Annotated in this window: 24 protein-coding genes; 11 read left to right on the top strand and 13 right to left on the bottom strand. The window is 49.2% G+C overall.

Translation table 11 applies throughout. The features are described from left to right. The first annotated feature begins 76 nt into the window (after positions 1-76). The 3 genes from dnaG (at position 77) to cbiB (ending at position 4,763) form a co-directional block, all read left to right on the top strand. Positions 77-1,816: a DNA primase gene (gene dnaG / locus ACO05Z_RS07845; RefSeq protein WP_421901608.1), complete on the top strand. Its 1,740-nt coding sequence runs from the start codon at positions 77-79 to the stop codon at positions 1,814-1,816. Continuing rightward, entirely contained in the window at positions 1,803-3,560 is a 1,758-nt protein-coding gene (gene rpoD, locus ACO05Z_RS07850) for an RNA polymerase sigma factor RpoD (protein WP_421901609.1), read from the top strand. The genes dnaG and rpoD overlap by 14 nt, the downstream gene beginning before the upstream one ends. Positions 3,561-3,803: 243 nt before the next feature. Beyond that, complete coding sequence (cbiB, locus tag ACO05Z_RS07855) at positions 3,804-4,763, top strand: adenosylcobinamide-phosphate synthase CbiB (protein WP_421901610.1); 960 nt, start codon at positions 3,804-3,806, stop codon at positions 4,761-4,763. A gap of 229 nt (positions 4,764-4,992) precedes the next feature. Here cbiB and proC read toward each other — a convergent pair whose 3' ends face one another. The 4 genes from proC to ACO05Z_RS07875 form a co-directional block, all read right to left on the bottom strand. Continuing rightward, positions 4,993-5,796, bottom strand: coding sequence for a pyrroline-5-carboxylate reductase (gene proC / locus ACO05Z_RS07860; RefSeq protein WP_421901611.1), 804 nt, complete (start codon positions 5,794-5,796; stop codon positions 4,993-4,995). A gap of 1 nt (position 5,797) precedes the next feature. Beyond that, positions 5,798-6,217 carry a nucleoside-diphosphate kinase gene (gene ndk / locus ACO05Z_RS07865; protein WP_421901612.1) on the bottom strand — a complete coding sequence of 140 codons (420 nt, stop codon included), beginning with the start codon at positions 6,215-6,217 and terminating at the stop codon, positions 5,798-5,800. Between the two features lie 87 nt (positions 6,218-6,304). Continuing rightward, positions 6,305-7,099, bottom strand: coding sequence for an ABC transporter ATP-binding protein (locus tag ACO05Z_RS07870; RefSeq protein WP_421901613.1), 795 nt, complete (start codon positions 7,097-7,099; stop codon positions 6,305-6,307). After that, a complete protein-coding gene (locus tag ACO05Z_RS07875) occupies positions 7,099-8,001 on the bottom strand; it encodes an ABC transporter permease (RefSeq protein ID WP_421901614.1) in 903 nt (300 codons plus the stop codon). Before ACO05Z_RS07875 ends, ACO05Z_RS07870 begins: the two co-directional genes overlap by 1 nt. A gap of 394 nt (positions 8,002-8,395) precedes the next feature. Here ACO05Z_RS07875 and ACO05Z_RS07880 point away from each other — a divergent pair, with 394 nt between their 5' ends. Beyond that, positions 8,396-9,385 carry an asparaginase gene (locus ACO05Z_RS07880; RefSeq protein WP_421901615.1) on the top strand — a complete coding sequence of 330 codons (990 nt, stop codon included), beginning with the start codon at positions 8,396-8,398 and terminating at the stop codon, positions 9,383-9,385. 61 nt (positions 9,386-9,446) lie between these two features. On the opposite strand, the gene ACO05Z_RS07885 is transcribed toward ACO05Z_RS07880, so the two are convergent. The 9 genes from ACO05Z_RS07885 to dut all read right to left on the bottom strand — a co-directional run bounded on the left by ACO05Z_RS07885 (position 9,447) and on the right by dut (position 18,055). Beyond that, complete coding sequence (locus tag ACO05Z_RS07885) at positions 9,447-10,397, bottom strand: ABC transporter substrate-binding protein (RefSeq protein WP_421901616.1); 951 nt, start codon at positions 10,395-10,397, stop codon at positions 9,447-9,449. 165 nt (positions 10,398-10,562) lie between these two features. After that, the gene (locus ACO05Z_RS07890; protein ID WP_421901617.1) at positions 10,563-11,828 is read right to left on the bottom strand and encodes a divergent polysaccharide deacetylase family protein; all 1,266 of its coding nucleotides are present in this window, start codon (positions 11,826-11,828) and stop codon (positions 10,563-10,565) included. 17 nt (positions 11,829-11,845) lie between these two features. Further along, positions 11,846-13,123 (bottom strand): S41 family peptidase, encoded by a 1,278-nt coding sequence (locus ACO05Z_RS07895; RefSeq protein WP_421901618.1) that lies wholly within the window; start codon positions 13,121-13,123, stop codon positions 11,846-11,848. A gap of 49 nt (positions 13,124-13,172) precedes the next feature. Beyond that, the gene (locus tag ACO05Z_RS07900) at positions 13,173-14,297 is read right to left on the bottom strand and encodes a murein hydrolase activator EnvC family protein (RefSeq protein WP_421901619.1); all 1,125 of its coding nucleotides are present in this window, start codon (positions 14,295-14,297) and stop codon (positions 13,173-13,175) included. Positions 14,298-14,306: 9 nt separating this feature from the next. Further along, complete coding sequence (locus ACO05Z_RS07905; protein ID WP_421901620.1) at positions 14,307-14,960, bottom strand: endonuclease III domain-containing protein; 654 nt, start codon at positions 14,958-14,960, stop codon at positions 14,307-14,309. Positions 14,961-15,079: 119 nt separating this feature from the next. Further along, the gene (locus ACO05Z_RS07910) at positions 15,080-15,940 is read right to left on the bottom strand and encodes a 50S ribosomal protein L11 methyltransferase (RefSeq protein WP_421901621.1); all 861 of its coding nucleotides are present in this window, start codon (positions 15,938-15,940) and stop codon (positions 15,080-15,082) included. Between the two features lie 156 nt (positions 15,941-16,096). Continuing rightward, positions 16,097-16,318 carry a hypothetical protein gene (locus ACO05Z_RS07915; protein WP_421901622.1) on the bottom strand — a complete coding sequence of 74 codons (222 nt, stop codon included), beginning with the start codon at positions 16,316-16,318 and terminating at the stop codon, positions 16,097-16,099. A 36-nt stretch (positions 16,319-16,354) separates the two neighbouring features. Then, positions 16,355-17,557 carry an aspartate aminotransferase family protein gene (locus tag ACO05Z_RS07920; protein ID WP_421901623.1) on the bottom strand — a complete coding sequence of 401 codons (1,203 nt, stop codon included), beginning with the start codon at positions 17,555-17,557 and terminating at the stop codon, positions 16,355-16,357. A gap of 24 nt (positions 17,558-17,581) precedes the next feature. After that, on the bottom strand, positions 17,582-18,055 hold the full coding sequence (gene dut / locus ACO05Z_RS07925) for a dUTP diphosphatase (protein WP_421901624.1): 474 nt from the start codon (positions 18,053-18,055) through the stop codon (positions 17,582-17,584). Positions 18,056-18,261: 206 nt separating this feature from the next. Between dut and glgP the strand changes: the two genes are divergently transcribed. From glgP to ACO05Z_RS07960, 7 genes are read left to right on the top strand one after another with little or no spacing between them, the layout of a single operon-like run. Continuing rightward, a complete protein-coding gene (glgP, locus tag ACO05Z_RS07930; RefSeq protein ID WP_421901625.1) occupies positions 18,262-20,829 on the top strand; it encodes an alpha-glucan family phosphorylase in 2,568 nt (855 codons plus the stop codon). A gap of 10 nt (positions 20,830-20,839) precedes the next feature. After that, complete coding sequence (locus ACO05Z_RS07935) at positions 20,840-21,526, top strand: thermonuclease family protein (protein ID WP_421901626.1); 687 nt, start codon at positions 20,840-20,842, stop codon at positions 21,524-21,526. Between the two features lie 14 nt (positions 21,527-21,540). Then, positions 21,541-23,067, top strand: coding sequence for a glutamate synthase-related protein (locus ACO05Z_RS07940; RefSeq protein ID WP_421901627.1), 1,527 nt, complete (start codon positions 21,541-21,543; stop codon positions 23,065-23,067). A 7-nt stretch (positions 23,068-23,074) separates the two neighbouring features. Continuing rightward, on the top strand, positions 23,075-23,518 hold the full coding sequence (locus ACO05Z_RS07945; protein ID WP_421901628.1) for a 4Fe-4S dicluster domain-containing protein: 444 nt from the start codon (positions 23,075-23,077) through the stop codon (positions 23,516-23,518). Between the two features lie 2 nt (positions 23,519-23,520). After that, complete coding sequence (locus ACO05Z_RS07950; RefSeq protein WP_421901629.1) at positions 23,521-24,798, top strand: NAD(P)/FAD-dependent oxidoreductase; 1,278 nt, start codon at positions 23,521-23,523, stop codon at positions 24,796-24,798. Between the two features lie 17 nt (positions 24,799-24,815). After that, positions 24,816-25,919, top strand: a complete 1,104-nt coding sequence (locus ACO05Z_RS07955; RefSeq protein WP_421901630.1) for a class II glutamine amidotransferase — start codon at positions 24,816-24,818, stop codon at positions 25,917-25,919. A gap of 1 nt (position 25,920) precedes the next feature. Then, on the top strand, positions 25,921-26,673 hold the full coding sequence (locus ACO05Z_RS07960) for a hypothetical protein (RefSeq protein WP_421901631.1): 753 nt from the start codon (positions 25,921-25,923) through the stop codon (positions 26,671-26,673). Positions 26,674-26,681 lie beyond the last annotated feature (8 nt).

Consider the following 26,681-nt stretch of genomic DNA (forward strand, 5'->3'; position numbering starts at 1 on the left):
ATGGATGTTCAGGCTGCAATGATTGTGCATTATTTCAACTGCTTCGAATTGTTTCGATGATGTTACGGAGGATTCTTTGGATAGAGCTGCCATAGAGGCCATCAAAGAACGCCTTGACATAGTCGATATCGTACGCAGGTATGTAGAACTGAAACCTGTGTCCGGTCGCTGGATGGGACTTTGTCCTTTTCATAATGAAAAGACAGCTTCCTTCAGCGTTAATGGGGAAGAAGGCTTTTTCTACTGCTTCGGTTGTCAGGCTTCCGGGGATATCTTTGATTTCTACTCCCATATCAACGGGGTGGAATTTAAAGATGCACTTGAACAGCTTGCAGCAGAAGCCGGGGTGGAGCTTACTCCGGGCAAAGTGGATCCGCAGGCAGCCAAGAGAAGCTCTGAACGTAAAATTTTCATGGATATGCATGAACATGCGGCAAAGTATTTCAGCCGTATGCTCAAGCTTCCTGAAGGGCGTGAAGCCCGAAAATATATCGAAGGCAGGGGCATGGATGCTTCTGTTGTCGAATCTTTCGGTCTGGGGTGCAGTACCGAGGACTGGCAGGGATTGGAAAAGTATTTGGTTTCCAAAGGTTATACAGCCGAGCAGGGAGTCAAAGCCGGACTTCTTTCCCAGAATGCCAAGGGGCGCACTTATGATCGTTTCCGCGCAAGGCTGATCTTTCCCATCACAAATTTATCGGGAAGGGTTATTGCTTTTGGCGGAAGAATAATTACAGATGGAGAACCAAAGTATTTAAACAGTAGTGACACCCCTATCTACAAGAAAGGGGAGCACCTGTATGGCCTTTCAACGGCTAGGAACTCCATAGCCCGAACCAAGCGGGCCCTGCTTACCGAAGGGTACATGGATGTAATCTCCCTGCACCAGTTCGGGTATACAAATTCATGCGGGGTGCTGGGGACGGCACTGACTCCGGATCAGGTTAAACGCCTTTCCGGGTTCTGTTCTAAAATCGACCTCGTTTTTGACGGGGATGCTGCCGGGCTGAAAGCGGCCCTGCGCAGTACGGAAATGATTCTTACGCAGGGAGTTTCCTGCGGTGTCGTTGTCCTTCCCGACGGGGAGGACGTGGATAGCATTCTTCAGGCCCGTGGGGCGGAAGGATTTCAAGTGTTTCTGGATAAGGCCCGTGACGGTCTGGAATTCAGTCTGGAAACATTGCAGAAGGGGTATTCACCCCGTGAAGTTATGGATTGGGCGCAGGGATTCCTGAAGAGGATGACCAGTGCGTCCTTGCGTGCGTTTTATCTGCCTAAGGTCGCCAGCGGCCTTGGAGTGGCAGAAGCGGAATTAAGGTCGGTTTTTTCCGGTGCCCTCAATGCCCCGGTCCCGCAGCAGCAGAATCCTGTACAGCAGGAACAGCATCGCGTGGCGGCTCCGGTGGGGGGACAGGTTAAAGATGATAAATATTTCTTGAGGTATGCGGTAAAACATCCGGAATATGTCGTCGAATTATCGGAAAGGGGAGTAGCTCAGGTTCTGACCTCGCACTGGGGCAAAACACTGTGGTCTAAAATTGCGGCTCACAGCGGGCAGGACATCATCCCGTTACTCGATGATTCTGAAAAAAGATTCTATGCCGGTTGCCGGATGGAGGAAGCTCTCTCCGGTGAAGATCTGGAAGATGAATGGCGACATGTCTGTAAGGTAATTGCCCGGCGACGGTACGATATGGGCCGAAAAAAGCTCACCGATGCTTTGCGCCGTGCTCAGGCTCAAGGCGATACCGAACGCGTAAACGCGTACCTCAAAGTCCTGAACGACTCTGTATGGAGGGATGATGAGCAACATTAAGGATATTCAGGCGATTAAAACTCTGATTTCCGAGGGTAAGAAACAGGGGTTTCTGACCTTTGAACAGCTGGGTAAGGCTCTGCCTGCCGAGTTCAACAAGGCTGATCAGCTTGATGACGTTATCAAGATTTTCGACCAGTTGAATATTGCGATCGTCAATACACCCGAAGACGGTAAGAAAATTATGGACGCGGGTGTTGATAGTGATGACCAGATCGATCTCACTGAAAGCGAAGAGGAAAGCGTAGATTACGTTTCCCGTTCCACCGATCCCGTGCGCATGTATCTGCGTGAAATGGGTGCGGTAGGTCTTCTGGATCGTGAGGGTGAAGTTGTCATCGCCAAGAAAATTGAAAACGGCGAGATGGATGTTCTTTATGCACTGGTTGAAATCCCGGTTGCAATCGAAGAGCTTATCAGCGTCGGTGAAGATCTTGACGAATCTCGTATTAAGCTGAAGGACGTCGTTAAAACCATTGAGGAAGACGACCCCAGCGAAGATGAGATGAACCAGCGCCAGCGTGTTATTTTTCTGCTGGATGAAGTTAAGAAGCTTTACGAGAAAAAACGAGACCTGTACTTCAAGCTCGATGACTGCGCTACCCTTGATAAGAAGGTCGCCAAGCAGCAGAACGAGATTGTAAACTATAAGACTGAAATTGTAGAAAGACTTCGCGACATTAAAATCGAGAAGACTCTCATCGATCAGATCATTGAAACTGTGGGTGACTACGTCAGGCAGATGCATAACTGCCAGCGTGACCTTTCCGCGTACATTCTCTCCACTGGTAAAACCCAGCAGGAGATTAAAGATCTGTTCAAACAGATCGACGAGCGTGAAATCAATCCTGTTGCCGCTTCTGACGAACTCGGCATGACAGTGGATGAGCTCTTTTCTTTTAAGGAAATGATTTCCGGTAAGATGGAAATTCTTGTCCGCTTACAGGATAAATGTTGCCACAATGTGCATGAGCTTGAGGAAGTGCTCTGGCGTATCAAGCACGGTAACCGCAGTGCTATGCGTGCTAAGCAGGAGCTTATCCGCGCTAACCTGCGCCTTGTTGTTTCCATTGCCAAGAAATACACCAACCGCGGCCTGCAGTTCCTCGACCTGATTCAGGAAGGTAACATCGGCCTGATGAAAGCGGTTGATAAGTTTGAATACCAGCGTGGTTACAAGTTCTCCACTTATGCAACCTGGTGGATCAGACAGGCTATCACCCGCGCTATTGCGGACCAGGCCCGTACTATCCGTATCCCGGTCCATATGATCGAGACTATTAACAAGCTGATTCGTACCTCCCGTTACCTCGTACAGGAACTGGGACGCGATCCTTCCCCGGAAGAGATTGCAGAACGTATGGATTACCCGCTGGAAAAAGTTAAGAAAGTACTTAAGATTGCCAAGGAACCCATTTCCCTTGAAACACCCATCGGTGATGAAGAGGATTCGAGTCTCGGTGATTTTATTGAAGATAAGAAGGCCGCAGCGCCTGCTGAAGAGGTGGTCAGCACCAAACTCGGCGAGCAGATTGCGACCGTTCTTTCCGACCTTACCCCCCGTGAGGAACAGGTACTGCGTAAGCGGTTCGGTATCGGCGAGAAATCCGACCACACTCTTGAAGAGGTTGGTAAGCTGTTCAACGTTACCCGTGAGCGTATCAGGCAGATTGAGGCCAAGGCCTTGAGAAAGTTGCGTCATCCTGTTCGCAGCGCACTACTGCGTTCCTACTACGAAAATTAAAAATAAGAGAGCGGTACGGATTGTTGTCCGTGCCGCTTTTTTATATGATGTAGAGACAGCAAGCTTCCGGTTCTGTGGGAAGGATCGGATGCGGGGCATTTATTTACCTTTACGCGAGGTAGGAATAGTGAGGTTCCGGCTCCGGCTGTCCCTGTGTGTCGGCTCTGGTGCTGCGGATTTATTTTAAGTTCGTCGTGCTAGCCAGCCCGGCCAAACGCTTTAAGATTTGAGGATAAATATCTGATGGACAATTCTACTGTTTTGTTTCTTGTACCTGTTATCGCACTTGTCCTTGATCTCGTTTTAGGAGATCCTAAGTGGTTCCCCCATCCCGTACGCTACATCGGGATGGCTCTCGACAAGTACAAAAACTGGGTTTTTTCCACCGGCATGTCCCGTAAAATTATGGGCGGCGTAGGTGTACTGGCTTTCGCTATAGTGGTCTGGAGTGTGCTCAAGATTTTTCTGGCAATTCCCTTCATTGGTGTGCTGATCGGACTGTATCTTGCTTACGCAGGTCTGGCTCTTGGCTCTCTGCTTAATGAACATAAGAATGCTGCAGCCCTGCTGGACAGCGGTAGAACCGAAGATGCCCGTAAGGCAATTGCCGAACTGGTCAGCCGTGATGTATCCGAACTGGATGAAAACGGTCTGCGCAAGGCGCTTGCTGAATCCACCAGCGAAAACCTGAATGACGGTTTCGTTGCTCCTTTCTTTTACCTCGTAGTAACCGGTCCTGCCGGTATGTGGGTTTACAAAACCATCTCCACCATGGATTCCATGTGGGGCTACAAGAATGAAGAATTTAAGGAGTTCGGTTACTACGCAGCTAAGGCTGACGATGTGCTGGCTTTCATTCCCGCACGTATCACCGGTTTTATGATGTTGGCTGCTGGTCGTATCATGAAGCTTGATTGGGAATCCGCTTATGATAATCTCATCACTGATGCCAACAAGACCGAAAGCCCCAACGCTGGTTGGTCCATGGCTCCCGCAGCATGGCTGCTCGGCGCTTCCATGGGTGGCAAGGCTGTATACTTCGGTGAAGAAAAAGAAAAGCCCGTTCTCGGCCCTGAAGGCGGTGAATGGACTTCCCTGAAGCTGAAGAGACTCGGTGCTCTGGTAATGACCACCGCAATCTTCTCCGCTGTTCTGCTCGACATCTATTTTGTAATGGTCTGGGCATCCGGCGCAGTTCACTAGAAATTAATCAGCTTTCAAGTTGACAACGAACCGGAGTTCCGCTTTGCGGGATTCCGGTTTTTTCATACCAATAAAAAAGGAGACTTGAATAATTCAAGTCTCCTTTTTCTATTTAATATGTCTGCCTTCCCAAACTAGCTCAAGCCAAAACTATTAAAAGTTTTAGTATAGTCGAGAGAAACTTTTTACAAAAGTTTCTTTTGCCCTTGGAGAGCAGCCGGAGGCAAATCTATTTCTTCCCGAGTTCTATGCTGCGTTCATAGCTTTTGCGTACCGCGTCAATGATATTGCCGCGGGTGGCTGTACGATCCAGATGCACGAGAGCTTTAACGGTGGTTCCCGCAGGGGAGGTCACCATTTCGCGCAGATGTGCAACATGAAGCTTACTTTCCTGAGCCAGTGTAGTTGAACCCTCAAAGAGTTTCTCCACCATGCCGCGAGCAAGGTCGCGGGGCAGGCCAAGTTCAACTGCGGACTCGATCATGGCATCCATGAAATAAAAGACGTAAGCGGGACCGGAGCCGATAACAGCAGTGAAACTGTCAAACAGGCTCTCTGCGAGTACGTGGACATCGCCGAGAGGAGTGAACATTTCACTTGTGAAAGAGCGTTGCTCTTCGCTCAGATGGGTGTCGTCAAGGCAGACAGCAAATACCCCTGCGTTAACCAGAGCAGGTGTGTTGGGCATAACCCGCACCACTGCACATCTGTTTTCGCATAATTCCCTGAGCTGGCTCACAGTGAGTCCGGCGGCAATGGAGATGACGCATTTTGTCTCGTTGAGCTCGGGAGCAATATCTTCCAGAACTGCGGGAGCGTGCTGGGGCTTGACCGCCAGCACGATAAAGTCGGATTCCTTGGCAAGATCGCGGGCATTTTCACACTGGGTGAGTCCGGTCTCTTCAGCAAGGGCTTTCAGTGCCGCTTTGTTCAGGTCTGAGCCAAGCAGGTTGATGCTGTCATCGCCAGCCATTCCTCTGATTATGGCGGCGCCCATGTTGCCTGTGCCGATAAATCCAACTTTTTTAGTCATATTAGTTTACCATTTCGAGGTTGCTGAAGAAGTAGGGTACTTCGATAGCTGCGGTTTCGGGAGCATCGGAGCCGTGGCATGCGTTAGCTTCGATGCCAGCGCCGAAAGCCTTGCGGATGGTACCTTCTGCTGCTTCATTGGGGTTAGTGGCACCCATGAGGTCGCGGTAACGCTTGATGGCGTCTTCACCTTCAAGAACGGAAACAACACAGGGGCCGGAAATCATGAATTCAACAAGCTCACCGAAGAAGGGACGCTCTTTGTGTACTGCGTAGAAACCTTCAGCCTGAGCCTGAGTCATGTGGATCATCTTGGTTGCCTTGATCTTCAGACCAGCGTCGGTGATCATTTTCAGGATGTCGCCGATTTTGCCGGCTTTAACTGCATCAGGCTTGATGATGGAAAAAGTAAGTTCGCTCATTGTTTAAGTCCTCCAAGTGTATTCTTTTTTGCGGATTTTCGCATTTCTCAGGTTTTACCCTGAATCGGGAAGTTCATGCTGCTGCGATTAGGAAAAAAGCATCCTGTCCGTGGCAACATCCTCGCCGCGAAGGGAGTAGAATCGATCAAGTAGATCTTCTACCTTCAGCCCCTTCTTCTCCTTCCCGGAAATATCCAGAATTATCATGCCCTGATGGAACATGATCAATCTATCGCCCATGTTGATGGCCTGATTCATGTTATGGGTAACCATAAGCGTGGTCAGGTTGTCACGGCGCACAACGGCGTCGGTTATATCAAGAATTTTGCGTCCTGTCTTGGGGTCAAGCGCGGCTGTATGCTCGTCCAGTAACAAAATGTCCGGCCTTGTCATTGTTGCCATAAGCATGGTTAAAGCCTGTCTTTGTCCACCGGACAGCAGTCCAACCTTATCCGCAAGTCTGTTTTCAAGCCCAAGTCCGAGAGTCGCAAGCTGTTCTTGAAACAGCTCCCGGTCACGTGCTTTTACGCCCAAACCCAGCCCTCTGCGTTTGCCTCGTTTGAGGGCCAGCGCCATGTTCTGCTCAATGGAAAGTGAGCCGCAAGTGCCAAGCAACGGGTCCTGAAATACGCGACCCAGATTGGCGGCACGTTTGTGTTCCGGCCAGCGGGTAACATCTTTACCTGCAATGGAAATGGAGCCACTGCTGAGCATGAAGGTTCCGGCAATTGAGTTCAGAAAAGTTGATTTTCCGGCCCCGTTGGAGCCGATAACGGTAATGAATTCTCCGGCATTAACAGTGAGGTCAATTCCGCGCAGAGCCTGTACTTCATTGACGCTGTCCGGATTGAAGGTCTTGGCTGCTTTTACAACTTTAAGCATTATGCAGCCCTCCTTTTGAGCAGTCCGCTCTTAATCTGCGGGGAGACCAGAGCCACAACGACCAGCGCTGCGGTCACGAGGTTCAGGTCACTGGGAGTGAATGCGAAGTCGCCCAAACGTACGCCAAGAGCCAGCGCGATGGCGATGCGGTAGACAATGGAGCCGAGCAGGGCGGAAAGCATAGCCCGTGTAACATTGGGTTTGCCGAAAAGGGTTTCCCCGATGATAACTGAAGCAAGGCCCGCGATGATGGTACCGATACCCATGTTGACGTCAGCTGCTCCTTGGTTCTGAGCTACCAGAGCGCCGGAGAGGGCGACCATACCGTTTGAAAGGCCGACACCGAAGATGATCATCATATCGCGGTTAACGCCGAGGCTGGTAATCATTTTGGGGTTGTCTCCGGTGGCGAGCATTGCCAGTCCGAAAGATGTTTTCAGGAACCAGATCAATGCAAGCAAGGCTGCACCGGAAATGAGTGCGAAAAGAATGGGAGTGGAAAAGTGGGGTGCCAGTCCGCTAAGTTCAATAAACTGGTCAATGAGGGTGTCTTCGCCAAGCAGGGTCATGTTCGGCCGGCCCATAATGCGGATATTTATTGAGTAAAGGGAGATCATGGTCAGAATGGAAGCCAGCAGGTGCAGTATTTTGAACTTTGTGTTCAGGATTCCGGTTACTGCCCCGGCAATAAATCCGGCCCCTACAGCCATGGCCATGCCCGCAAGCGGATGATAGCCATTGCTGATGGCAACCGCCGATACAGCAGCCCCAAGCGGCAGACTGCCGTCTACAGTAAGGTCAGGAAAGTCCAGCACCCGAAATGTCAGGTACACACCTAGTACCATGAGCCCGAAAGCAGTCCCCTGCTCAATAGCTCCCATAAATGCATATAAACTGATCATGAGTATATGCCGCCTCCGGCGGCCCGAAATGAAAAAGTTACGTAAAAAGACGAAATAATGTCTATGGATGATATTATAAGCGGTTGTGAAGAATTGTCCGCTGCAATCCGTCGGGGCATTATGTAAATCAAAATCCAGCGGTTTTACAAGGGTAAATAAGGGTTAATTTTAAATGAGAATCAAGCTTTGTTTCTGAGCTGATGCAAAGATTGTTTAATTGGATTACATTGAATTAAGTTCCGGTTGAAATGTAGTTGCTGAATGAAGGAGAGCAAACATGAATTTGAGTAGAGCATATGCGGGCAGAAGGAGTTTTAACTGTGTTTGGATTGGAATTACGTTTTGTATCCTAAGTGTTCTTCTGTTTCTGCCCTTGGCATGGGCCGGAGATGGATTGAAGTTAGAGTTGCCCCGTATTGCTGTTGTCTCCACCGGAGGAACCATTGCTGAGAAGACAGATTCCCATACTGGGGGAGCGGTTCCAGCTGTATCCGGGAAAGAACTGGTTGCTGCTGTCCCAGGGTTGGCTGTTGTTGCCGAGATAAGTGTTCATCAATTATGCAATATTGATAGTTCCCAGATGAGTCCGCAAATCTGGGCGGAGTTAAGCCAAAAGGTTAATGAGCTGTTGGCTGATAAGGATGTTGACGGTGTTGTTGTGACTCATGGAACGGATACCATGGCCGAAGGTGCGTACTTTCTGGATTTGACGACTAGAAGCAATAAGCCGGTGGTATTTACCGGAGCCATGAATGATGCTTCCAGTGCTGATCCTGACGGTCCCGGAAATCTTATGAATGCCGTGATTCAGGCTGCATCTGCTGATGCCCGGAATTGGGGTGTAACTGTCACCCTGAACAGATACATCAATTCTGCACGGACGGTGCGTAAGACCCAGACAACAAACATGCAGACCTTTATGTCTGGCGAAAAAGGGTATTTGGGATATATTTCTGGAAAAAAAATTTACCGTATTAATGAGCGGGTGCATCGGCGGCATCTGCCTTTGCCCGCAAAGTTGCCGAAGGTAGTTTATATATCAATGTATGCTGGTGCGGATGGTTCGCTTGTGCGCCATGCTGTTGATTCCGGTGCAAAGGGGCTGGTAATTGATGGTGTTGGAGCAGGAAATGTGAATAAGGATGTTTATGAGGCCATTAAATACGGGCTAAGCAAAAAGGTAGCAGTGGTGATTTCTTCCTCTGTTTATTTCGGTTCGGTTGAGCCGATTTACGGCGGTCCGGGAGGTGGGAAGACATTGTCTGATAACGGCTGTATTCTTGCCGGAAATCTTAAAGGACATAAAGCCAGATTGCTGCTCATACTTGGACTGGCGAATTACGGAAATGATTATGAAAAACTAAAAGAGCTGTTTGCAAAATAGTTTTCATAAAAAAAGGCGCGGAACTTTCCGCGCCTTTTAAATTTTTATGTCGTGCAAGTGTTTACTTAATAACCTTGTCGGCCCGATTCATAACTTGTGTAGGAATTTTCACTCCCATTTTAGCTGCTGCTTTTTCGTTTACGAAGAGGCGTAGGTTCTGAAGTGTTTCGACTGGCATGTCTGCAGGCTTGGCTTTGCCGCCGAGAATGCGGGCAGCCATGTCTGCAGTCTGCAGACCCATGCGGTAGTAGTCGACAGCCAGCGCAGCCACGGTTCCGCGTTCAACGGAATCGGTGTCTGCGGAGAATATAGGCAGCTTGTTCTGGCGGCAGACCTTGATAGCTGCTTCAAGGCCGGAAACAACGGTGTTGTCCAGCGGGATGTAGATTGCTTCACATTTACCTACAAGACTCTTAGCAGCCTGATAAACGCCGCTGGAGTTGGCAATGGATGCTTCTTCTACTTTGATTCCGAAATCCTTGCAGATTTCCTTGAGCAGGTTGGTCAGCACGATGGAGTTGGCTTCGCCTGCATTGTAGATGGTACCGATGGTTTTAACATCGGGCATAAATTCTTTAATTAGCTCAACCTGACGCAGAACCGGACTCATGTCAGTCATGCCGGATATGTTCTTCCCAGGCAGCATGAGGCTTTTTACCAGACCAGCAGCTACGGGGTCAGTAACTCCGGTGAAGAGTACGGGGATATCCTTGATCTTCTGGGCTACGGCCTGTGAAGACGGGGTGGTAATGGTCAGGACCAGATCGGGATTTTCACCCTTGATCTGGTTAGCGATCTGAATGTTGGTAGCCTGATTACCCTGAGCAATATGCTCATTGTAAATTACGTCGAAACCGGCTTCTTTGAGTCTATCCTTAAAACCGTCCCTCATGGCATCGAGGGAGGGATGTTCTACAATCTGGGAAATAGAGACTGTGTAAGTCTGGGCGGAGTGAATGACGGGGACCGTCACCATGAACAGAAGTACGAGAAATAGGAGGATTTTTTTCATCCTGATACAACCCTTTATTGAAAAATTATTTAATAAAAAGAATCTGCCCTTAAAATGACACTTAAGTCAAGACAGGATCAAAATTATTTTTTATAATTATAGATTTAGCCGCAGATTTAAATCCCGGCTGCATGGCAATCCTGCAATAGCTGTATGGCACCGGGCTTAGCTGTTGGGGCGCAACGAACTTACCGGAACAATCCTGATTTTACCTTTGTTTTCAGCAACCCATTGGCGGATGGCTTTGAGAGTCTCGTGGTTCGGATGTCCGATAGCAATGGCTTGTCCTTTTTTGCGGGCGATTTTGGCTGCCTTGGAAAGCTGGTATTTAATAGCACCAACATCCTTGACGTTATCAAGGAATATGTTGCGTTCATAAAAGGTTACACCAGCTTTGGAGGCGGCTCGGCGTCCCGCACTTTTGGGGGTTGTGCGGCTGTCGAGGAAGAACAGGTGCTTTTTGTGCAACTGTTTCAGGGCAACAAGCATACCGCTGTAGTTTTCCGTGAAGCTTGAGCCCATGTGGTTGTTCAGTCCGGTGGCACCGGGTACTTTGGATATAGCTGCAAGGGTTATCTGGCTGATTTTGTCTGCATTCATACCTACCAGCAGGGCATCAGCACCGGGGTTGACTTTGGGATAACCTTTAGGCTGCATGGGCAGGTGGACCATGATTTCATTGCCGCTTTTTCTGGCGATGGCGATAGTCTTCTTCACATGGGAACTGTTGGGCCAGATGGAAAAAGTAATTTTTGCATCCAGTGCGGCTAACCCTTTGGCGAGCCTGAGATCCTCTCCCATGTCATCAATTACGATAGCCAGCTTGGGAGCATTGGGATCAAGTTTAACCGGAGCTGGTTTCTGTGTCTTTACTACCGGGGTAAAGATGGAAAATTTGTGAGTGGGGACACCGTTGATGCTGATCAGCCATTTGTCCGTTGCAACTTCGTGCAGGCTGGCGTTAAGCGCAGTGTATTCCAGTCCCTTCTCAATGTCGGCAAGGAATGCCTTTTTATCGCCTGCTACGGGAAAGCTGAGTTGCTGGAAGTGGTAATCGCGTCCCTGATGTTTTTTCAGGGATACATCTTCCAGCCGCAGATCGCTCATGGAGATTTTGGCGGCTTTGAGGGTATTGATCAGGCTTAAGTCGATTTGTTTGACCAGATCATCAAGGTCGCCTTCCATGGGCTCTTCGTAGAGCTGGGGAGAAGTTGTCTGCTCAGCGAGAGCCTGATTTTCATCGGAGGGATTCTTGGAAGCATTGCTTTCCGGTGAAGGTGCAACGACCAGAGCAATTATCAGGCATAAGGCTGCCGCAAAGACAACAGTCAGGGCACCAATAGTGAGAGGCTTGGAAAGATGAGCCCGAAATCCCGGTTTGGTTTCCGGGATTTCGGGCTGTTTGTTTTGTTCGGAGCTGTTTTGATCCACTTTTTTAAACCTTAATGTTACTTGATTTCTTTCAGGCGGGGAAGCTGTTTCACCATCTGCAGGGCCAGTCTGAGCTGGTTGTCCCTTTCAAGCATTTTTTTGGCTTTGTCATCCTGTACCATGGCGTCTTTTTTGTCTTTGCCGTTGTTTTCAAGGTGACGGCTGAGGTCTTTTTCACGCAGGATGAAGCGGTCATCTTTATCTTTGTCTTCCACCGGGGGAACAAAGGGGTAGATGATATCGGGATCAATTCCCTCGGCCTGAATGGAGCGGCCGCTGGGAGTGTAATAAAGGGCGGTGGTCAGTTTGATACCGGAACCGTCAGCCATGGGAATAATGGTCTGTACGGAACCCTTACCGAAGGTGCGCTCACCGAGCAGCAGGGCACGGTCATGATCCTTGAGTGCTCCGGCTACGATTTCGGAAGCTGATGCGGAACCTGCGTTGATCAGGGTCACGATGGGCACATGCACGTCAGTGGCCTGTTCTCCTGCCATGAAATCCTTGCGGCTGGCTTTGTTGCGGCCTTCAATGTAGACGATCAGACCGTCGTTAATGAAGGTGTCAGCAACGGATACTGCCTGTGTGAGCAGTCCGCCGGGGTTGTTGCGCAGGTCAAGTATCACACCTTTGAGGGTATGTTTTTTCTTGTATTCGCGAAGTGCCTTATGCATTTCACGAGTAGTGTTTTCATTGAATCTTGTCAGTCGCAGGTAGAGGATACCGTCTTCCAGTTCTTGGCTCTTTGCGCTGATGATGGGAATGGTGTCGCGGGTGATGGTTATTTTTTCAGGTTTGTTGGCATCTTTGTGCAGGATGGTCAGGATAACATCAGTGCCGCGTTTACCCCTGATTTTGCCTACGGCTTCCATAAGGGAAATGGACTGGGTGGATTCACCGTCAATTTCAAGAATGATATCACCAGCTTTGAGTCCAGCCTTGTAAGCAGGAGTGTCCTCAATGGGGGAAATAACAGTCAGGCGACCTTTTTCCATGCTGATCTCAATACCGATGCCGCTGAATTCACCGCTGGTGGATTCCTGCATTTCCTTGAAATCATCAGTGGAAAGAAAAGTGGAGTGCGGGTCAAGCTGTTCGAGCATGCCCTTTACTGCGTCATCAACTAGTTCTTTGCGGGAGATGTCGTTAACGTAATTATGTTCCACCAGATCTAATACCTGCGAAAATCTGCGCAGGGGTTCAAAACGGTTTTCATCAACGGCTTGTGTCGGTTCCGGTGCAACGGAGACTACGAAAAGAGAGATGATCGCAATCATCCACAAGGTTTTTCTCATGTGTTCCTCCAGCGTGGTGGGTGCTGTATCTTGCTCAAGTTATTGTACATTAGTTTCGGGCAAGCCATTTTTGCGGGTTAACGGGTTTCTGATGGAAACGCAATTCAAAATAGAGTCCCGTTTCTTTCAAGTTAGGGTAATACCCTGTTTTACCGATAATTTCATCCTTTTCAACCTCCTGCCCGGTTTTAACGAAACTTTCGGCCAGGTAGGCGTAAAGGGAGTAGTAGTTGTAGCCGTGATAAATAATCACAACCCGCCCAAATCCCCTGAGGGTGTCGTTGTGCACGACTTTTCCCCAGAAGATTGATTTAACATCAACATTTCCGGTGGTCTGGATTCCGATACCGCGTACAGGCGGTTTGGCGGAAGGCTTGAACCGGACCTTGGTATCCCCCTCGCATGGGCGGGGTAAGGACCCTTTAAAATTGGCAATTTTTTTGCTTGTCAGGCTTTTCAGTCTGTAATTCAGTTTGTTGATTGTTTCAAGGAGACCTTTCAGTTCCTGCTCTCTGCTGATTTTCAGGGCGCGGATGGATTTGATTCCGGCCAGCAGGCTGAGTTTATCCTTGAGTAATCCATCTTTGGTGCTGTTGATTTCTGAAAGCTTGGATTGCGCTTTCAGACGCAAATCTTTCTGGATTTCAAGGTTGGCGGCGATTTGGTCTGCTTTTTCCTGTGCCTTGTCTAATTCAACTTTGGTGTCATTATAGAGTGAAGCCAGCCAGACGAAATTACGGTCAGCCTTTTCCCAGTCATCCAATGATCCGAACCTATTCTCAAGCTTGCGCGAATGGACAGGCCAGAGCTTGGTCAGCATGGTTTTCAGCTTATCAACTATTTCTGCCAGTTCATCTTCAAGAACGCGCTGGTCCGCCTTGGCTGCCTGTTCATCTTCCATGATGCCCGCGAGGTCGTCTTCCTGACGGAAAAGCTCACGCTCCACATCACTGATGCGATCCTCAATGGCAGCAAGTTCCCCGAACATTGAACGTTCTTCACGGGTAAGTTTGAGCAGTTCCTGTTTCTGAGCTTTAACGGTCTGCCTGGTGTCCTGAATTTCTTCCTTAAGCCTGTTTACCGTGGAGTCCGCAGAAGCGGGCATAGCACCGCAAAGCAACAGCAATGCTAAAGTCACGATGATCAGGGATGTTTTGGTAAGTATTCGGGACATAGGCTGAAATCAGTTTTCCAGAAATTTACCCAGAGGGCAGTTTTCGCAGTCAGGGTTTGATTTTTTGCACCAATGTTTGGCTGCGCGTACAATCAACGCGTGGTATTCATTGTACATTTCTACGTCGGGATCAAGCACATCCATGAAATAATCCTGCAATTCATGATAGTCGATGTCCTCATGGATCAGCATGTGGCGGTTGAAAATCCTGCGTGTGTAGGCATCTACCACGAATACAGGTTTGTTCAATGCATAGAGCAGAATGGAATCTGCTGTCTCTGGTCCGATTCCGTTGACTGCCAACAGTTTCTCGCGCAGTTCAAAGGTCTCTACTTCTTCCAAGTCCGTGATACACGTTGCTGAATTCTCGTCAAGGAAATCGAGGAAATTATTGAGTCTTACCGCCTTCATACGGAAAAATCCCGAAGGCCGGATCAGCTCCTGCAACTCGTCCATGGAGAATTTACGTAAGCCTTGTGGAGTTAATCCGTCGTTCTCCTTCAGGTTATTGATGGCCTTTTCCACGTTAGTCCAGTTGGTATTCTGGACCAAAATGGCTCCCACGGCAATCTCGAACGGGCTTTCACCCGGCCACCAATGGCAAGGCCCCAGCCTTTCGGAAAGGGCTTTGTAATAATTAAGTAGAATATCTTCACGATTCATTTTAAGTAAAGATGCGAAGCATTAGTAAAAGTTTTTGGGATTCTTAAACCCTTTTTTCAAAAAGGGTTTAAGCCGCCGGAGGCTATATCTTTTAATCAAAAAGCGCGAAGCGCATCAAATTAGTCTGCACTGACATCGCGCCAGAGGAGTCCGGCCCATTCACCAATGGTGAAGATTTCCGGGGCGGGCAGTCCTGCTTCAATGTAGGTTGCTGCTACTTTCTCGGCCTGTTCCACAAGGATACCGGAAAGGATCAGGATGGAATTATCTTTCAGGCGTGCAGTGACATCAGGGCAAAGCTCGATGAGTGGTCCGGAAAGGATGTTTGCAACCACCAGCTCGTATTTGAGTTTCGGGTCAATGGAATCGGCACTGCCTACGGAAAGGATGATGCCGCCTACATTGTTGTTATCGATGTTTTCTTGTGCACAGACGATGGACTGCGGATCAATGTCTACACCGACACCTTTCAGGCCGAGCTTGGCAAGGGCAATGGCGAGGATCGCGGAACCGGTACCGAGATCGAAAAATTCCATATCCGCATTCAGTTTCCCTTCTTCAGCCAGTTTGCTGATCAATTCAAGGCAAAGAGCAGTGGTGGGGTGGCTGCCTGTGCCGAAAGCCATTTTAGGTTCAATGATGATGTGGTCCTTGCCTTCGGTTTTCTTTTCTAGCAGCCACGGGGGCAGGATTTCGAATTGTCCGCAGGTTACGGGTTCGAAATAATCCTTCCATGCAAGTCCCCAGTTCTCGTCTTCGATTTCTTCGCCCACGCATCCGGCGTTAGGCCAGCGTTTTTTGATCTCTTCCACGATTTCCATGCCCAGAGGATGGTCTTCCAGATGGATGGTGTAAAAAATGGAATCGTCATCAAGTGGCTTTTCCTCCCAGCCGTGAGCTACACGTGTGCCGAGGTAAACCTGACATTCATCGCTTTCAAGCTCGGAAAGAGTGAATTGAATTCTAAGCAGTTTAGGCATTGGTGTTCCTTATATTGAGATCTGGTTTGATTGTTTAATTAATGGTCAGTGTTTTCGAGATAGCAGTACATGAAAATGCCCAGATACTCCACCGAGTACCTGAGCATTTTATGTTTATTTGCTTAATCCCCGTCGAGCAGGGAAGAATCGTATGTTTTAGACAATACGGTCAATGAGATTACCCTTGCCGGTCAGGCTGTGTATTGCCTGATCCACAACTTTTTGCTGTTCATCTGTATGCAGATGCAAAGTGGACGCATCAATAGAGTCCGGAACTGCGTCCGGCATTTCAGCCAGTCTTCCAGATGGCTGCCAAGGCTCAATGCTGGTGTCCTGAACACCGCCTTGTACTGGTGTGGCAAGTGCAATATCATCCATAGATTAAAGATAAGCCCGTATGGCTTGTTGGTCAAGCTATGCCTGCTCGGCAAGCAATCCCTCAAGCGCATTGAGAAATGCAACGAGGTCTTTTTTATCAATGGTCAGAGCAGGGAGCAGTCTGAGTATTGTTCCCTTAGTCAGGTTCAATATAAAACCTTTTTCGCGCAGGGCGGTGAAGATTTCACTGCCGTCAAAGTTCAGTTCCACGCCGAGCATCAGACCGAGTCCGCGAACAGATTTGATTTTGCCGGGGAATTTTTCCTGCAATTTGCCAGCCTCGGCTTTGAAGAAATCTCCCAGTTCGGCTGCGCGTTCATCAAGTTTGTCCTCGGTCATAATATCGATGACCTTGGATGCGACTTTGGAAACCAGTGCGCCTCCGCCAAAGGTGGTGGCGTGGCTGCCGGGAGTGAAACCCTTGGCGACTTCCTCGGTTGCTAGCATGGCGCCCATGGGCAGTCCATTGGCAAGGGCCTTGGCGGAAGTGAAAATGTGCGGGGTCACTCCGTAATGCTGGTGTGCCCACCATTTGCCTGTCCTGCACAGGCCGGACTGTACTTCATCAACGATGAGCAGAATGTCATTTTCTTTGACCAGTTCGGTTACTGCCTTGACGTACTCCTCGGGCAGGGGCTTGATACCGCCTTCACCCTGTACCATCTCGATCATGACCGCAGCGGTCTTCTCAGTGATGGCGGATTTGAGGGCTTCAGCATCGCCTGCGGGGACGTATTTGAATCCTTCGGGCAGGGGAGCGAAGCCGTCTTTAATGGGGCCGGTCTGCCCGGTGGCGGTCAAGGTAGCCATGGTCCGTCCGTGAAAGGAACCCTCAAGGGTGATGATTTCGAAGGCGTCCCTTTCTTTTACGGTGCGCATGTATCTTCTGGCCAGCTTGATGGCTGCTTCATTGGCTTCTGCACCGGAGTTGGCGAAGAATACTCTGTCAGCATCGCAAGTGGCGAGGAGCTTTTCAGCTAGTTCGACCTGTTCTTCCTGATAGAAAAGGTTGCTGACCTGAACCAGTTTGCGGGCCTGTTCAGCCATGATGTCCGCGAGGTCGTCGCGGCAGTGGCCGATGTTGACCACGGAAATGCCGGAAAGTAGGTCTATGTATTCTTTACCTTCAAGGTCCCACAGTCTGGAACCTTTAGCTTTGCTAACGTTTACGGGATATCTGCCGTAGGTGTTGCAGATGGATTTCTGTTCGGCGGCTACAAGTGTATCGTGTTTACTCATGGTATTATTTTATATCAGTGGAGATTACTTTTTTCCTGTATGCCCGAATCCTCCGGCACCTCTGGTTGTGTCGGAAAGTTCTTCGCTGGGAGTCAGCCGGGCATGGCAGTAGGGCATGAAAACGAGCTGTGCAATGCGCTGTCCACGCTCAATTCGTCGCTTCTCTCCCGATGTGTTGAGTAGGGAAACTTTGATCTCTCCACGGTAGTCAGGGTCGATTACTCCGACTCCCTGACTGACGGTCAGGCCGTCTTTGGTGCCCAGTCCGCTGCGGGAATAAATAAACCCGGCAATACCCGGAGAAGTGATTTCAATGGCGATTCCGGCGGGGAAGGCGTACCTGCCGCCTGCTTCAATTTCCACGAAATCCTCTTCAATACAGGCACGCAGGTCCACTCCGGCGGAGTTGGGGGTCGCGTAGTCCAGACCGCCTTCGCTGGCTGTCTCACTGAGGAATTTTACTTTTACTTCAACTGGATTGGATTGGGTGGGATTCATCTTTCTATCCTTGAACAAGTGATATTTTGAAGAGGCAGAATGCTCTTGTAAGGCTAATGTGTCAACTTTCTATCCAGATTATTGCTAAACTGTCTTGAAAAGTTAACCTGAATAAGGCAAATAATAAAAATGAGTGTAAAAGGTTCGGGGTTTCTGATATATTCGACCAATCACCCCGTTTCGAATCAATATTCAAGGAGATAACTATGCAGCCGCTTCGCGTTTATAGCGTCGTTCCACGTCTGCCCAGTCAGCTGAAAGAGCTTTGGGACTTGGCATATAACTTTCTTTTTGTCTGGAACAGCGACATTGCCAGTATCTTTTCTTCCATTGATCAGGTCCTCTGGCGGGATTGCCAGCAGAACCCTGTGAAGTTTCTGAACAGCCTGCCTCAGCAGCAGCTTGAGGAATTGGCTAACGATGATTTTTTTGTGCAGCGTCTCAAGGAAGCCGCCAAGGTGCAGAGAAATTACCTTGCACGTGAAGGTTGCTCCTACAAATTTGACGGTGCCAAGAAAGACCAGCCTGTCGTAGCCTATTTCAGTTTTGAATACGGTATCGGCCTCAGTCTGCCTATTTATTCCGGTGGTCTCGGTATTCTTGCAGGTGATCATCTCAAGTCAGCAAGTGACCTGAACATTCCTTTGATTGGGATCGGTCTTTGCTATCAGCACGGCTACTTCCGTCAGTATATGACTCAGGACGGCTGGCAGCAGGAAAGGTACCCCAGCCATGATTTCGAGGAAATGTCCATCAAGGCGGCAAAGGATAAAGACGGCAAGGACGTGATGTTTTCTCTGGATATGAAAGGTCAGCCTCTTCATGTAAAAGTCTGGTACGTAGAGGTCGGACGCGTAACACTTTACCTGCTTGATACAAATATCCCGGAGAACCCGGCTAATTTCAGGGCAATCACTGCACGTTTGTATGGTGGTGATCTTGAAATGCGCCTTTGGCAGGAAATCCTGCTTGGCATCGGCGGCGTTAAGGCTCTTGCCGCTCTTGGCCTCGAGCCGAGTGTTATTCATATGAATGAAGGACATTCCGCTTTTGCAGGGCTGGAACGTATCCGTATTTTTATGACTGAGCACGGTCTCTCCTTTGAAGCGGCTATGGAAATGGTTGCCTCTTCGAGTATTTTTACCACGCACACCCCGGTCCCGGCGGGTAACGACCGTTTTCCGGCAGACCTGATGCGTCCTTACTTTGAACCATATGCCCAGACCATGGGACTTGCGTACAAAGTTTTTCTGTCTCTCGGCAGGGAAGACCCCCGTGATGATGCGGAACAATTTTGCATGACCGTGCTGGCTTTGAAGCTTTCCCGTTTTAACAATGGTGTATCCAAGCTTCACGGACATGTTTCTCGTAATATGTGGCAGAAGGTCTGGCCGCAGTATCCGGTGGAAGATGTTCCTATTGGCGCTATTACCAACGGCGTGCATATGCCGACATGGGTTGCAACTGATTTCTCTTTGCTCTTTGATCGTTATCTTGGCCCCAACTGGCGTGAGGACCCGGATTGCGCAAAGGTTTGGAGACAGACCGATAATATTCCCGATGCTGAGCTTTGGCGTACCCATGAGCGGCTCAGGGAACGGTTGGTGGACTTCGTGCGTAAACGTCTACGCCGACAGCTTATGAATATCGGTGCGAGACGCAAGGAAATCGAGCTTGCGGATGAAGTGCTTGATCCTCGCGCTTTGACCATCGGTTTTGCGCGCAGATTTGCCACTTATAAGCGTGCCGGATTGCTGTTTAAGGATAAAGAACGTCTGCTCAAGATAATTTCCGATTCCAAGCAGCCTGTGCAGTTTATTTTTGCCGGTAAGGCACACCCGCAGGATAACGAAGGTAAGAAACTCATTCAGGATCTTATTCAGTTCTGCCGTCGTGAAGAATGCCGCATGAGTCTTGTCTTTCTTGAAGACTATGACATGAAAATTGCCGATTACATGGTTCAAGGTTGTGATGTCTGGCTGAATACTCCGAGACGTCCTCTTGAGGCCTGCGGTACCAGCGGCATGAAAGCCATGGCAAACGGTGTGCTCCAGTTCAGCACCCCGGACGGCTGGTGGGATGAAGCCTATCTGCCCGATAACAGCCTCGGCTGGGCAATTGGTCGTGGCGAAGACTACAATGACCATGAATATCAGGATTTTGTAGAGAGTCAGACTCTTTACAAAGTACTTGAAAATGACATAATTCCCGAATTCTATGACCGAGGCCACGGCAGCCTTCCCCGCAGCTGGATTGCCAAGGTCAAGAAGGCGCTACGAATTCTGGGACCGGAATTCAATGCTAACCGTATGGTGGAAGATTACACTGAAAAGGCTTATCAGCCTGCATACAGTAACTACGCCACCATGCATAAGGATGACTTCCAGGGTGCCAAGGATCTGGCAGCATGGAGAATGGAAGTGATGACCAAGTGGTCCAGCCTGAAGGTTCGCAACATTCGTTCAGAAACTCATACCGATGTTTATGTTGAGGAACCGATCATTATTACTGCAGAGGTCTTTCTCAACGGATTGACCCCGGATAATGTTCAGGTGGAAATCTATGCCGGACCTGTAGGTCAGGATGGCAAGTTCGCCCGCCGCAACACCGTGGTTATGACTCCGGAAGAAGATATGGGTGGAGGCTGGCATGTCTATCAGGGCGAGGTTATGCCTCATGAGGCCGGAAGGTTCGGTTATACCGTGCGTATCCTGCCCAAGCATGAACTCCTGCTTGATCCTCATTCTCTTGGACTGATCCATTGGGCACAATAAAAGGAACTAGATGCCGAAAGGAAAAATTAAAATAATCAAGTCACGAAGCGGGGTCCTCAAGGGCCCCGTTTTCTTTTTGTTGTTTTGCAGCCTGTTATTCAGTGCGGCAACTGTATCAGCGTTCGAAGCTAAAGTTCGTTATGTAATAGACGGCGACACCTTCATTCTCGCTAATAACAAGCATGTGCGTATTGCCGGGATTGATACCCCGGAAATAGGGCGGGATGGCAAACCTGATCAGTACTATGCCCAGCAGGCGAAATCCATGTTGAACAAGTTGATCCTCGGCAAGCGGGTGCGCATTGAATATGCCGGGAAAGGGACAGATCGTTATAAGCGTATAATCGGCTGGGTCTATGTGGATGATGTCTTTGTAAACAAACGAATGATCCGTAACGGTGCGGCATTTTTTTATTTCCATAAGGGAAATGATAGGGGCAAACAGAAATTACTTCTCCAAGCCCAGAGAAAAGCCTATGATGAAAAGAAAGGTTTCTGGCCATTTATCGGCAAGCTAAAAAAATACAACAAACCATGGGTAGGTAATAAAAACAGCCGTCGCTGCTTTCTTACCGGTGATAGATATGCCAAAAAGATCAGTTGGAGAAATAAAGTGAAATTTTCCAATCTCGGCGAAGCCTTTTATGATGGTTACTCACCAGCAAGGCATTTAAATTTTTGGCCTGTTGTTAAGTAAAGTGAGGCAATAAAGTGCTTTTCAGAAAATTTGCCAGTACGTTCCATGAATTTCGCATTGTGCGTGACCCGGACCTGTGCATCGACTGTAAGGTCTGTATCAAACAGTGCTCTTATGAAGCGCATTTCTGGGACGACGCACGTGAAAAAGTAACCCATGATAATCGTAAGTGCGTAGGCTGCCACCGTTGTGCGGCTTTGTGTCCCACTGCGGCATTGACCATCAAGCTGAATGAGTCTGATTTTCGGCCCAATGCTACTTGGCGTCCTGAGTTTGCGCGCAATATTTATAATCAGGCCGAGAGTGGGGGTGTGCTGCTGGCAGGCATGGGCAGCCCGGTGGATATTCCTGTTTACTGGGACCGTCTGCTGCTTGATGCCAGTCAGGTAACCAATCCATCCATTGATCCCTTGCGTGAACCAATGGAATTGAAAACCTTCCTCGGTGCCAAGCCGGATAAGGTTGAAGTTGAATTTGACCCGGACGGTAATCCGAAACTTAAAACCGAGCAGACCCCTCAGATAGAATTGGCTACTCCGATCACCTTTGCAGGTATGTCATTCGGAGCTATTAATTACAACCTGCATGCGGCAATGGCTATGGCAGCCAAGGAACTCGGTACGGTTTACAATACCGGGGAAGGAGGGCTGCACAAGTCGCTTTACGAATACGGGCAATGGACTATTGTGCAGGTGGCTTCCGGGCGTTTTGGCGTACATAGCGATTATTTGAATGCCGGAATAGCTATTGAAATTAAGGTCGGACAGGGGGCAAAGCCAGGAATCGGTGGACACCTGCCGGGTGAGAAAATTAACGGTATGATTTCCGAAACCCGTATGATCCCACCGGGTTCAGATGCAATTTCACCCGCACCTCATCACGATATTTATTCCATTGAAGATCTGTTGCAACTTATTTTCGCGCTTAAGGAAGCCACAGAATATCGGGTTCCAGTGGCGGTTAAGATCGCGGCAGTGCATAATGTTGCGGCCATCGCGTCCGGCGTGGTCCGTGCAGGGGCGGATATCCTGACCCTTGATGGTATGAAGGGCGGAACCGGTGCGGCTCCGGCCATGACCCGCGACAATGTGGGGATTCCCATTGAGTTGGCTCTTGCCAGCGTGGACCAGCGGCTGCGTGATGAGGGTATCCGTTCCAAGGCTTCGATTATTGCCGGGGGTGGATTCCGCTGCAGTGGAGATGTCATCAAGGCCATTGCTCTTGGTGCGGATGCGGTCAATATCGGTACTGCAGCTCTGATTGCCGTGGGCTGTACCCTTTGTGGACGTTGTTACACAGGAAAATGTCCGTGGGGTATCGCTACCAATGATAAGAGACTGGCCAAGCGACAGAATCCGGAAGTTGCTGCGGAACGGCTGGTTAACCTTGTGCGCGGCTGGTCCCATGAGATTGAGGAAATGCTCGGCGGCATGGGGCTTAACTCAATTGAAAGTTTGCGTGGTAACAGGGATAAGTTGAGAGCTGTAGGGCTGACTGATGCTGAAATGCAGATTCTGGGTGTGAAACATGCGGGACGGTAAGTAAAATATGAAACGTATTTATCCTGACAGGGAGTTGTGCATCGGGTGTGGGCTGTGTGTGCTGGGCTGCCTCGCTGCCCATTCCAAATCACATGATCTTATCCTTGCGTATAAGGAAGAGCGAGCCAAGGGATTAGTCGCTCGCAAACGGTTAATTGAAGATGATGAAGTGTGTGTTGCCATCAGTTGCAGGCATTGCGAGGAACCGGAATGTGTACCGGTTTGTATTTCCGGGGCCTTGAGCAAAGATGATGAAACCGGAATCACAATGTACGATGCTGATAAATGCGTGGGCTGCTGGTCCTGTATTATGGCTTGTCCGTACGGGGCTATCCAGCGTGACAAGTATAATAATATGATTATCAAGTGTGATCTTTGCGCGGGTAGAAAGAACGGTCCGGCCTGCGTGGAAGCCTGTCCTAACCGGGCTTTAAAATATGAGGAGAGGTAGCCATGGCATACGTGATCATCGGTAACGGCATTGCTTCGCTTGGAGCCATTGACGGTATCAGGAAATATGACCGCAAAACCCTGATTACAGTGATTGGGGCCGAGAATACTGCTGCCTATGGCAAGCCGCTGACCTCTTATTTACTTGCCGGGAGGATAAGTCCGGAACGGCTGTCCATGCGGCCTGATGACTATTACAAGGGCAAGAATGTAACCCTCAAGCTGGCTACATATATTGATAGGATAGATCTCGAATCTCAGGAGTTACAGACTTGCGAAGGTGAACATATTTCGTTTGAAAAGCTTCTCATTGCTACAGGCGGGAAGCCATATGTTCCTCAGGTTAAAGGACTTGAAGGAGACGACGTATATAATTTTACCGCTGCAAAGGATGCCTACCGTTTGATTGAATCGGTTAAAGATTTAAAGCGGGCGGTTGTTATCGGCGGTGGTTTAATCGGTATTAAGGCTGCGGAGTCATTGTACAATAGGGGAGTGGAGGTTGCTGTAATTGAGGAGCGGGAACGCATCCTGCCGCTCGCTTATGACGACGAAGCTGCCGGGTTAATTGGCAAGCGGGTTGAAGAGGCCGGAATGCTGATCCGTTGTGGGGTGAGCGCTAAGGAAATTGTGCGTGATAAGCAGGGTAAACTGCGTGGAATCCTGCTGGATGATAAAAGTTTTCTTGAAGCTGATGCCATTGTTATCGCTATCGGTGTGGTTTCCAACACTGAGCTTGCAGAGCAGGCAGGAATCGAAGTTGATAAGGGCGTTGTAGTGGATGACAACATGTTTACCGGTGAAGAAGGCATATACGCTGCAGGGGATGTGGCGCAGGCCCGGGATGTGATTTTTGATAAAGATAAAGTCGTTCCGATCTGGTCCAATGCCTATACTCAGGGGTACTATGCCGGACGAAATATGGCTGGAAATAAATCCGCATATCCCGGAACCATGTCCATGAGTTCGATCAGCTTTTTCGGCTTGCCCACAATATCTGTAGGTGAGGTCAATCCCGATGCTGAGAATTCTGATTATGAAATCTATACTTTCTTTGATGAACGCAAGCAGAGTTACCGTAAGCTGGTGTTCAAAATAGATCGGCTTGTCGGCTATGTGTTGGTAGGGGATATTGATTTTGCAGGTATGTATACTTCGTTTATCAAGTTCAAATTCAAAGTGGACGCACATACAAGAAAGCGTTTGAGTGAAGGTGAACCGGACGTTCTCATGTGGCCGGATGAATTTTTCAACAAAGCATGGAACCCGGATTCAGAGTAGCCCGCCGGAGGCATCATATGAAAGCACCAGAAAATTATCATGATTTTGAGAAGGACATATCCGGTTGCGGTGTGTTCGGTGTAATCAGCAAGAGCCGTGAATGCATTCCCGGTGATATTCCTATCCGGGCCATGGCTTGTATGCATGATCGGGGTAACGGGTTGGGCGGCGGCTTTGCGGCCTATGGTATTTATCCGGAACTGGCCGATAAATATTGCCTGCAACTACTCTGCGATGACCAGCAGGCACTTGATAAGGCTGAAGTGATCATCAAAAGATTCTTTGATATTTACGAGGCCGAACCCATCAGGACGAGGAAAGTTCTGACCATCCCGGACCCGCCTGTTGTCTGGCGCTATTTTGTTTACCCTAAAGAGTTGCGGACCCAGTCTCATTTCAGCGGTGGGAGTGAATCCGATTATATTGTCGGCGTGGTCATGAAGATTAATAAAGAGGTTCCGGGCGCGTTTGTTCTTTCCAGTGGTAAAAATATGGGCGCTTTTAAGGGCGTTGGCTACCCGGAAGATATCGCGGAGTTTTATAGGCTGGATGAATACGCGGCTTATATCTGGACCGGACATAACAGGTTTCCGACCAATACTCCGGGCTGGTGGGGTGGAGCGCACCCGTTTACCATTCTGGACTGGTCCATTGTGCATAACGGGGAAATCTCTTCATATGGTATCAACAGGCGGTACCTTTGTACCCATGGGTATGAATGTACCATGGATACCGATACGGAAGTTGTTGCATATTTAATTGATTTATTGGTACGTAAGCACGGTTTGAGCCGAAAACTGGCTTCGTCTGTTTTTGCACCTCCTTTCTGGGAGGAAATCGAAAAAATGGATGAGCCGGAGAAAAAGCTTTACAGCGCACTTAGAACCACATACGCAAGTGCAATGTTAAATGGTCCGTTTGCCATTTTGGTGGCGGATTCCGACAGCCTTTGGGGGTTGAATGACCGTATCAAGTTGCGGCCCCTTGTAGTAGCCCAGAAGGATGACCGGGTGTTCATGTCCAGTGAGGAAAGCGCTATCCGGTTGGTTTGTCCCGATCTTGATGCGATCTGGATGCCCAAAGCCGGAGAACCGGTAATAGTTCAGGCGGACGGGTGCTGATATGGCAGGATCATTTAAGATAGATGCTACGGATATGGACTACCGCAGACTCAATGAGATCGTACGGGAAAATGTTCGCAACGGAATTGATGAATTCGTTCTCGACAATGTTGTTGGACAAAGGTACATAGCTACAGCCCTTAAAGGGAATTTGACTTTCACAGTCAACGGCACGCCCGGTCAGGACATGGCTTCTTTTATGAAGGGGCCGAGAATAGTTGTGAACGGCAATGTGCAGGACGGCACCGGAAACACCATGGATGACGGCAGGATCGTTATCAAGGGACTCGCCGGGGATGTTCTGGGATACGCAATGCGCGGCGGGACTATTTACGTTCAGGGCGATGTCGGGTATCGGGTAGGAATCCATATGAAGTCTTATATGGATCAGCAGCCAGTGATTGTTATCGGCGGTAAGGCCGGTGATTTTCTTGGCGAATATATGGCCGGAGGAGTGATTTTACTTCTTGGCATGTTTTCTGGTAAACCAGATGCTCCCGTCGCGGGAATGTCCTTGGGAACCGGGATGCACGGTGGAGTGATCTACGTGCGCGGAGATGTTCCCGAAGATATGGTCGGCCATGAAATAAAGGTTGAACCCGTGGATAAAGGCGATCTTGAGGCAATAGCCGAGATTGTCCGGGATTATTCAGAGGAAATCGGTGTGGATGCGGCAAGCATAATGGCTTCAGACTTTATGAAGCTTCTGCCTCGGTCACACCGCCCGTACGGGAATATGTATGTTCCCGTGTAATAGGCGGA

This window comes from Maridesulfovibrio sp. (assembly GCF_965230075.1).
Lineage (GTDB): Bacteria > Desulfobacterota > Desulfovibrionia > Desulfovibrionales > Desulfovibrionaceae > Maridesulfovibrio.

Excerpts from the sequence above, each read along its gene's own strand:
- glgP (WP_421901625.1), top strand. The coding sequence starts at position 18,262 with ATGCAGCCGCTTCGCGTTTATAGCGTCGTTCCACGTCTGCCCAGTCAG.
- proC (WP_421901611.1), bottom strand. The coding sequence starts at position 5,796 with ATGACTAAAAAAGTTGGATTTATCGGCACAGGCAACATGGGCGCCGCC.
- ACO05Z_RS07895 (WP_421901618.1), bottom strand. The coding sequence starts at position 13,123 with ATGAGAAAAACCTTGTGGATGATTGCGATCATCTCTCTTTTCGTAGTC.
- ACO05Z_RS07945 (WP_421901628.1), top strand. The coding sequence starts at position 23,075 with ATGAAACGTATTTATCCTGACAGGGAGTTGTGCATCGGGTGTGGGCTG.
- cbiB (WP_421901610.1), top strand. The coding sequence starts at position 3,804 with ATGGACAATTCTACTGTTTTGTTTCTTGTACCTGTTATCGCACTTGTC.
- ACO05Z_RS07875 (WP_421901614.1), bottom strand. The coding sequence starts at position 8,001 with ATGATCAGTTTATATGCATTTATGGGAGCTATTGAGCAGGGGACTGCT.
- ACO05Z_RS07935 (WP_421901626.1), top strand. The coding sequence starts at position 20,840 with ATGCCGAAAGGAAAAATTAAAATAATCAAGTCACGAAGCGGGGTCCTC.
- ACO05Z_RS07910 (WP_421901621.1), bottom strand. The coding sequence starts at position 15,940 with ATGCCTAAACTGCTTAGAATTCAATTCACTCTTTCCGAGCTTGAAAGC.
- ACO05Z_RS07950 (WP_421901629.1), top strand. The coding sequence starts at position 23,521 with ATGGCATACGTGATCATCGGTAACGGCATTGCTTCGCTTGGAGCCATT.
- dut (WP_421901624.1), bottom strand. The coding sequence starts at position 18,055 with ATGAATCCCACCCAATCCAATCCAGTTGAAGTAAAAGTAAAATTCCTC.
- ACO05Z_RS07900 (WP_421901619.1), bottom strand. The coding sequence starts at position 14,297 with ATGTCCCGAATACTTACCAAAACATCCCTGATCATCGTGACTTTAGCA.
- rpoD (WP_421901609.1), top strand. The coding sequence starts at position 1,803 with ATGAGCAACATTAAGGATATTCAGGCGATTAAAACTCTGATTTCCGAG.
- ACO05Z_RS07905 (WP_421901620.1), bottom strand. The coding sequence starts at position 14,960 with ATGAATCGTGAAGATATTCTACTTAATTATTACAAAGCCCTTTCCGAA.
- ACO05Z_RS07955 (WP_421901630.1), top strand. The coding sequence starts at position 24,816 with ATGAAAGCACCAGAAAATTATCATGATTTTGAGAAGGACATATCCGGT.
- ndk (WP_421901612.1), bottom strand. The coding sequence starts at position 6,217 with ATGAGCGAACTTACTTTTTCCATCATCAAGCCTGATGCAGTTAAAGCC.
- ACO05Z_RS07870 (WP_421901613.1), bottom strand. The coding sequence starts at position 7,099 with ATGCTTAAAGTTGTAAAAGCAGCCAAGACCTTCAATCCGGACAGCGTC.
- ACO05Z_RS07920 (WP_421901623.1), bottom strand. The coding sequence starts at position 17,557 with ATGAGTAAACACGATACACTTGTAGCCGCCGAACAGAAATCCATCTGC.
- ACO05Z_RS07915 (WP_421901622.1), bottom strand. The coding sequence starts at position 16,318 with ATGGATGATATTGCACTTGCCACACCAGTACAAGGCGGTGTTCAGGAC.
- ACO05Z_RS07960 (WP_421901631.1), top strand. The coding sequence starts at position 25,921 with ATGGCAGGATCATTTAAGATAGATGCTACGGATATGGACTACCGCAGA.
- ACO05Z_RS07885 (WP_421901616.1), bottom strand. The coding sequence starts at position 10,397 with ATGAAAAAAATCCTCCTATTTCTCGTACTTCTGTTCATGGTGACGGTC.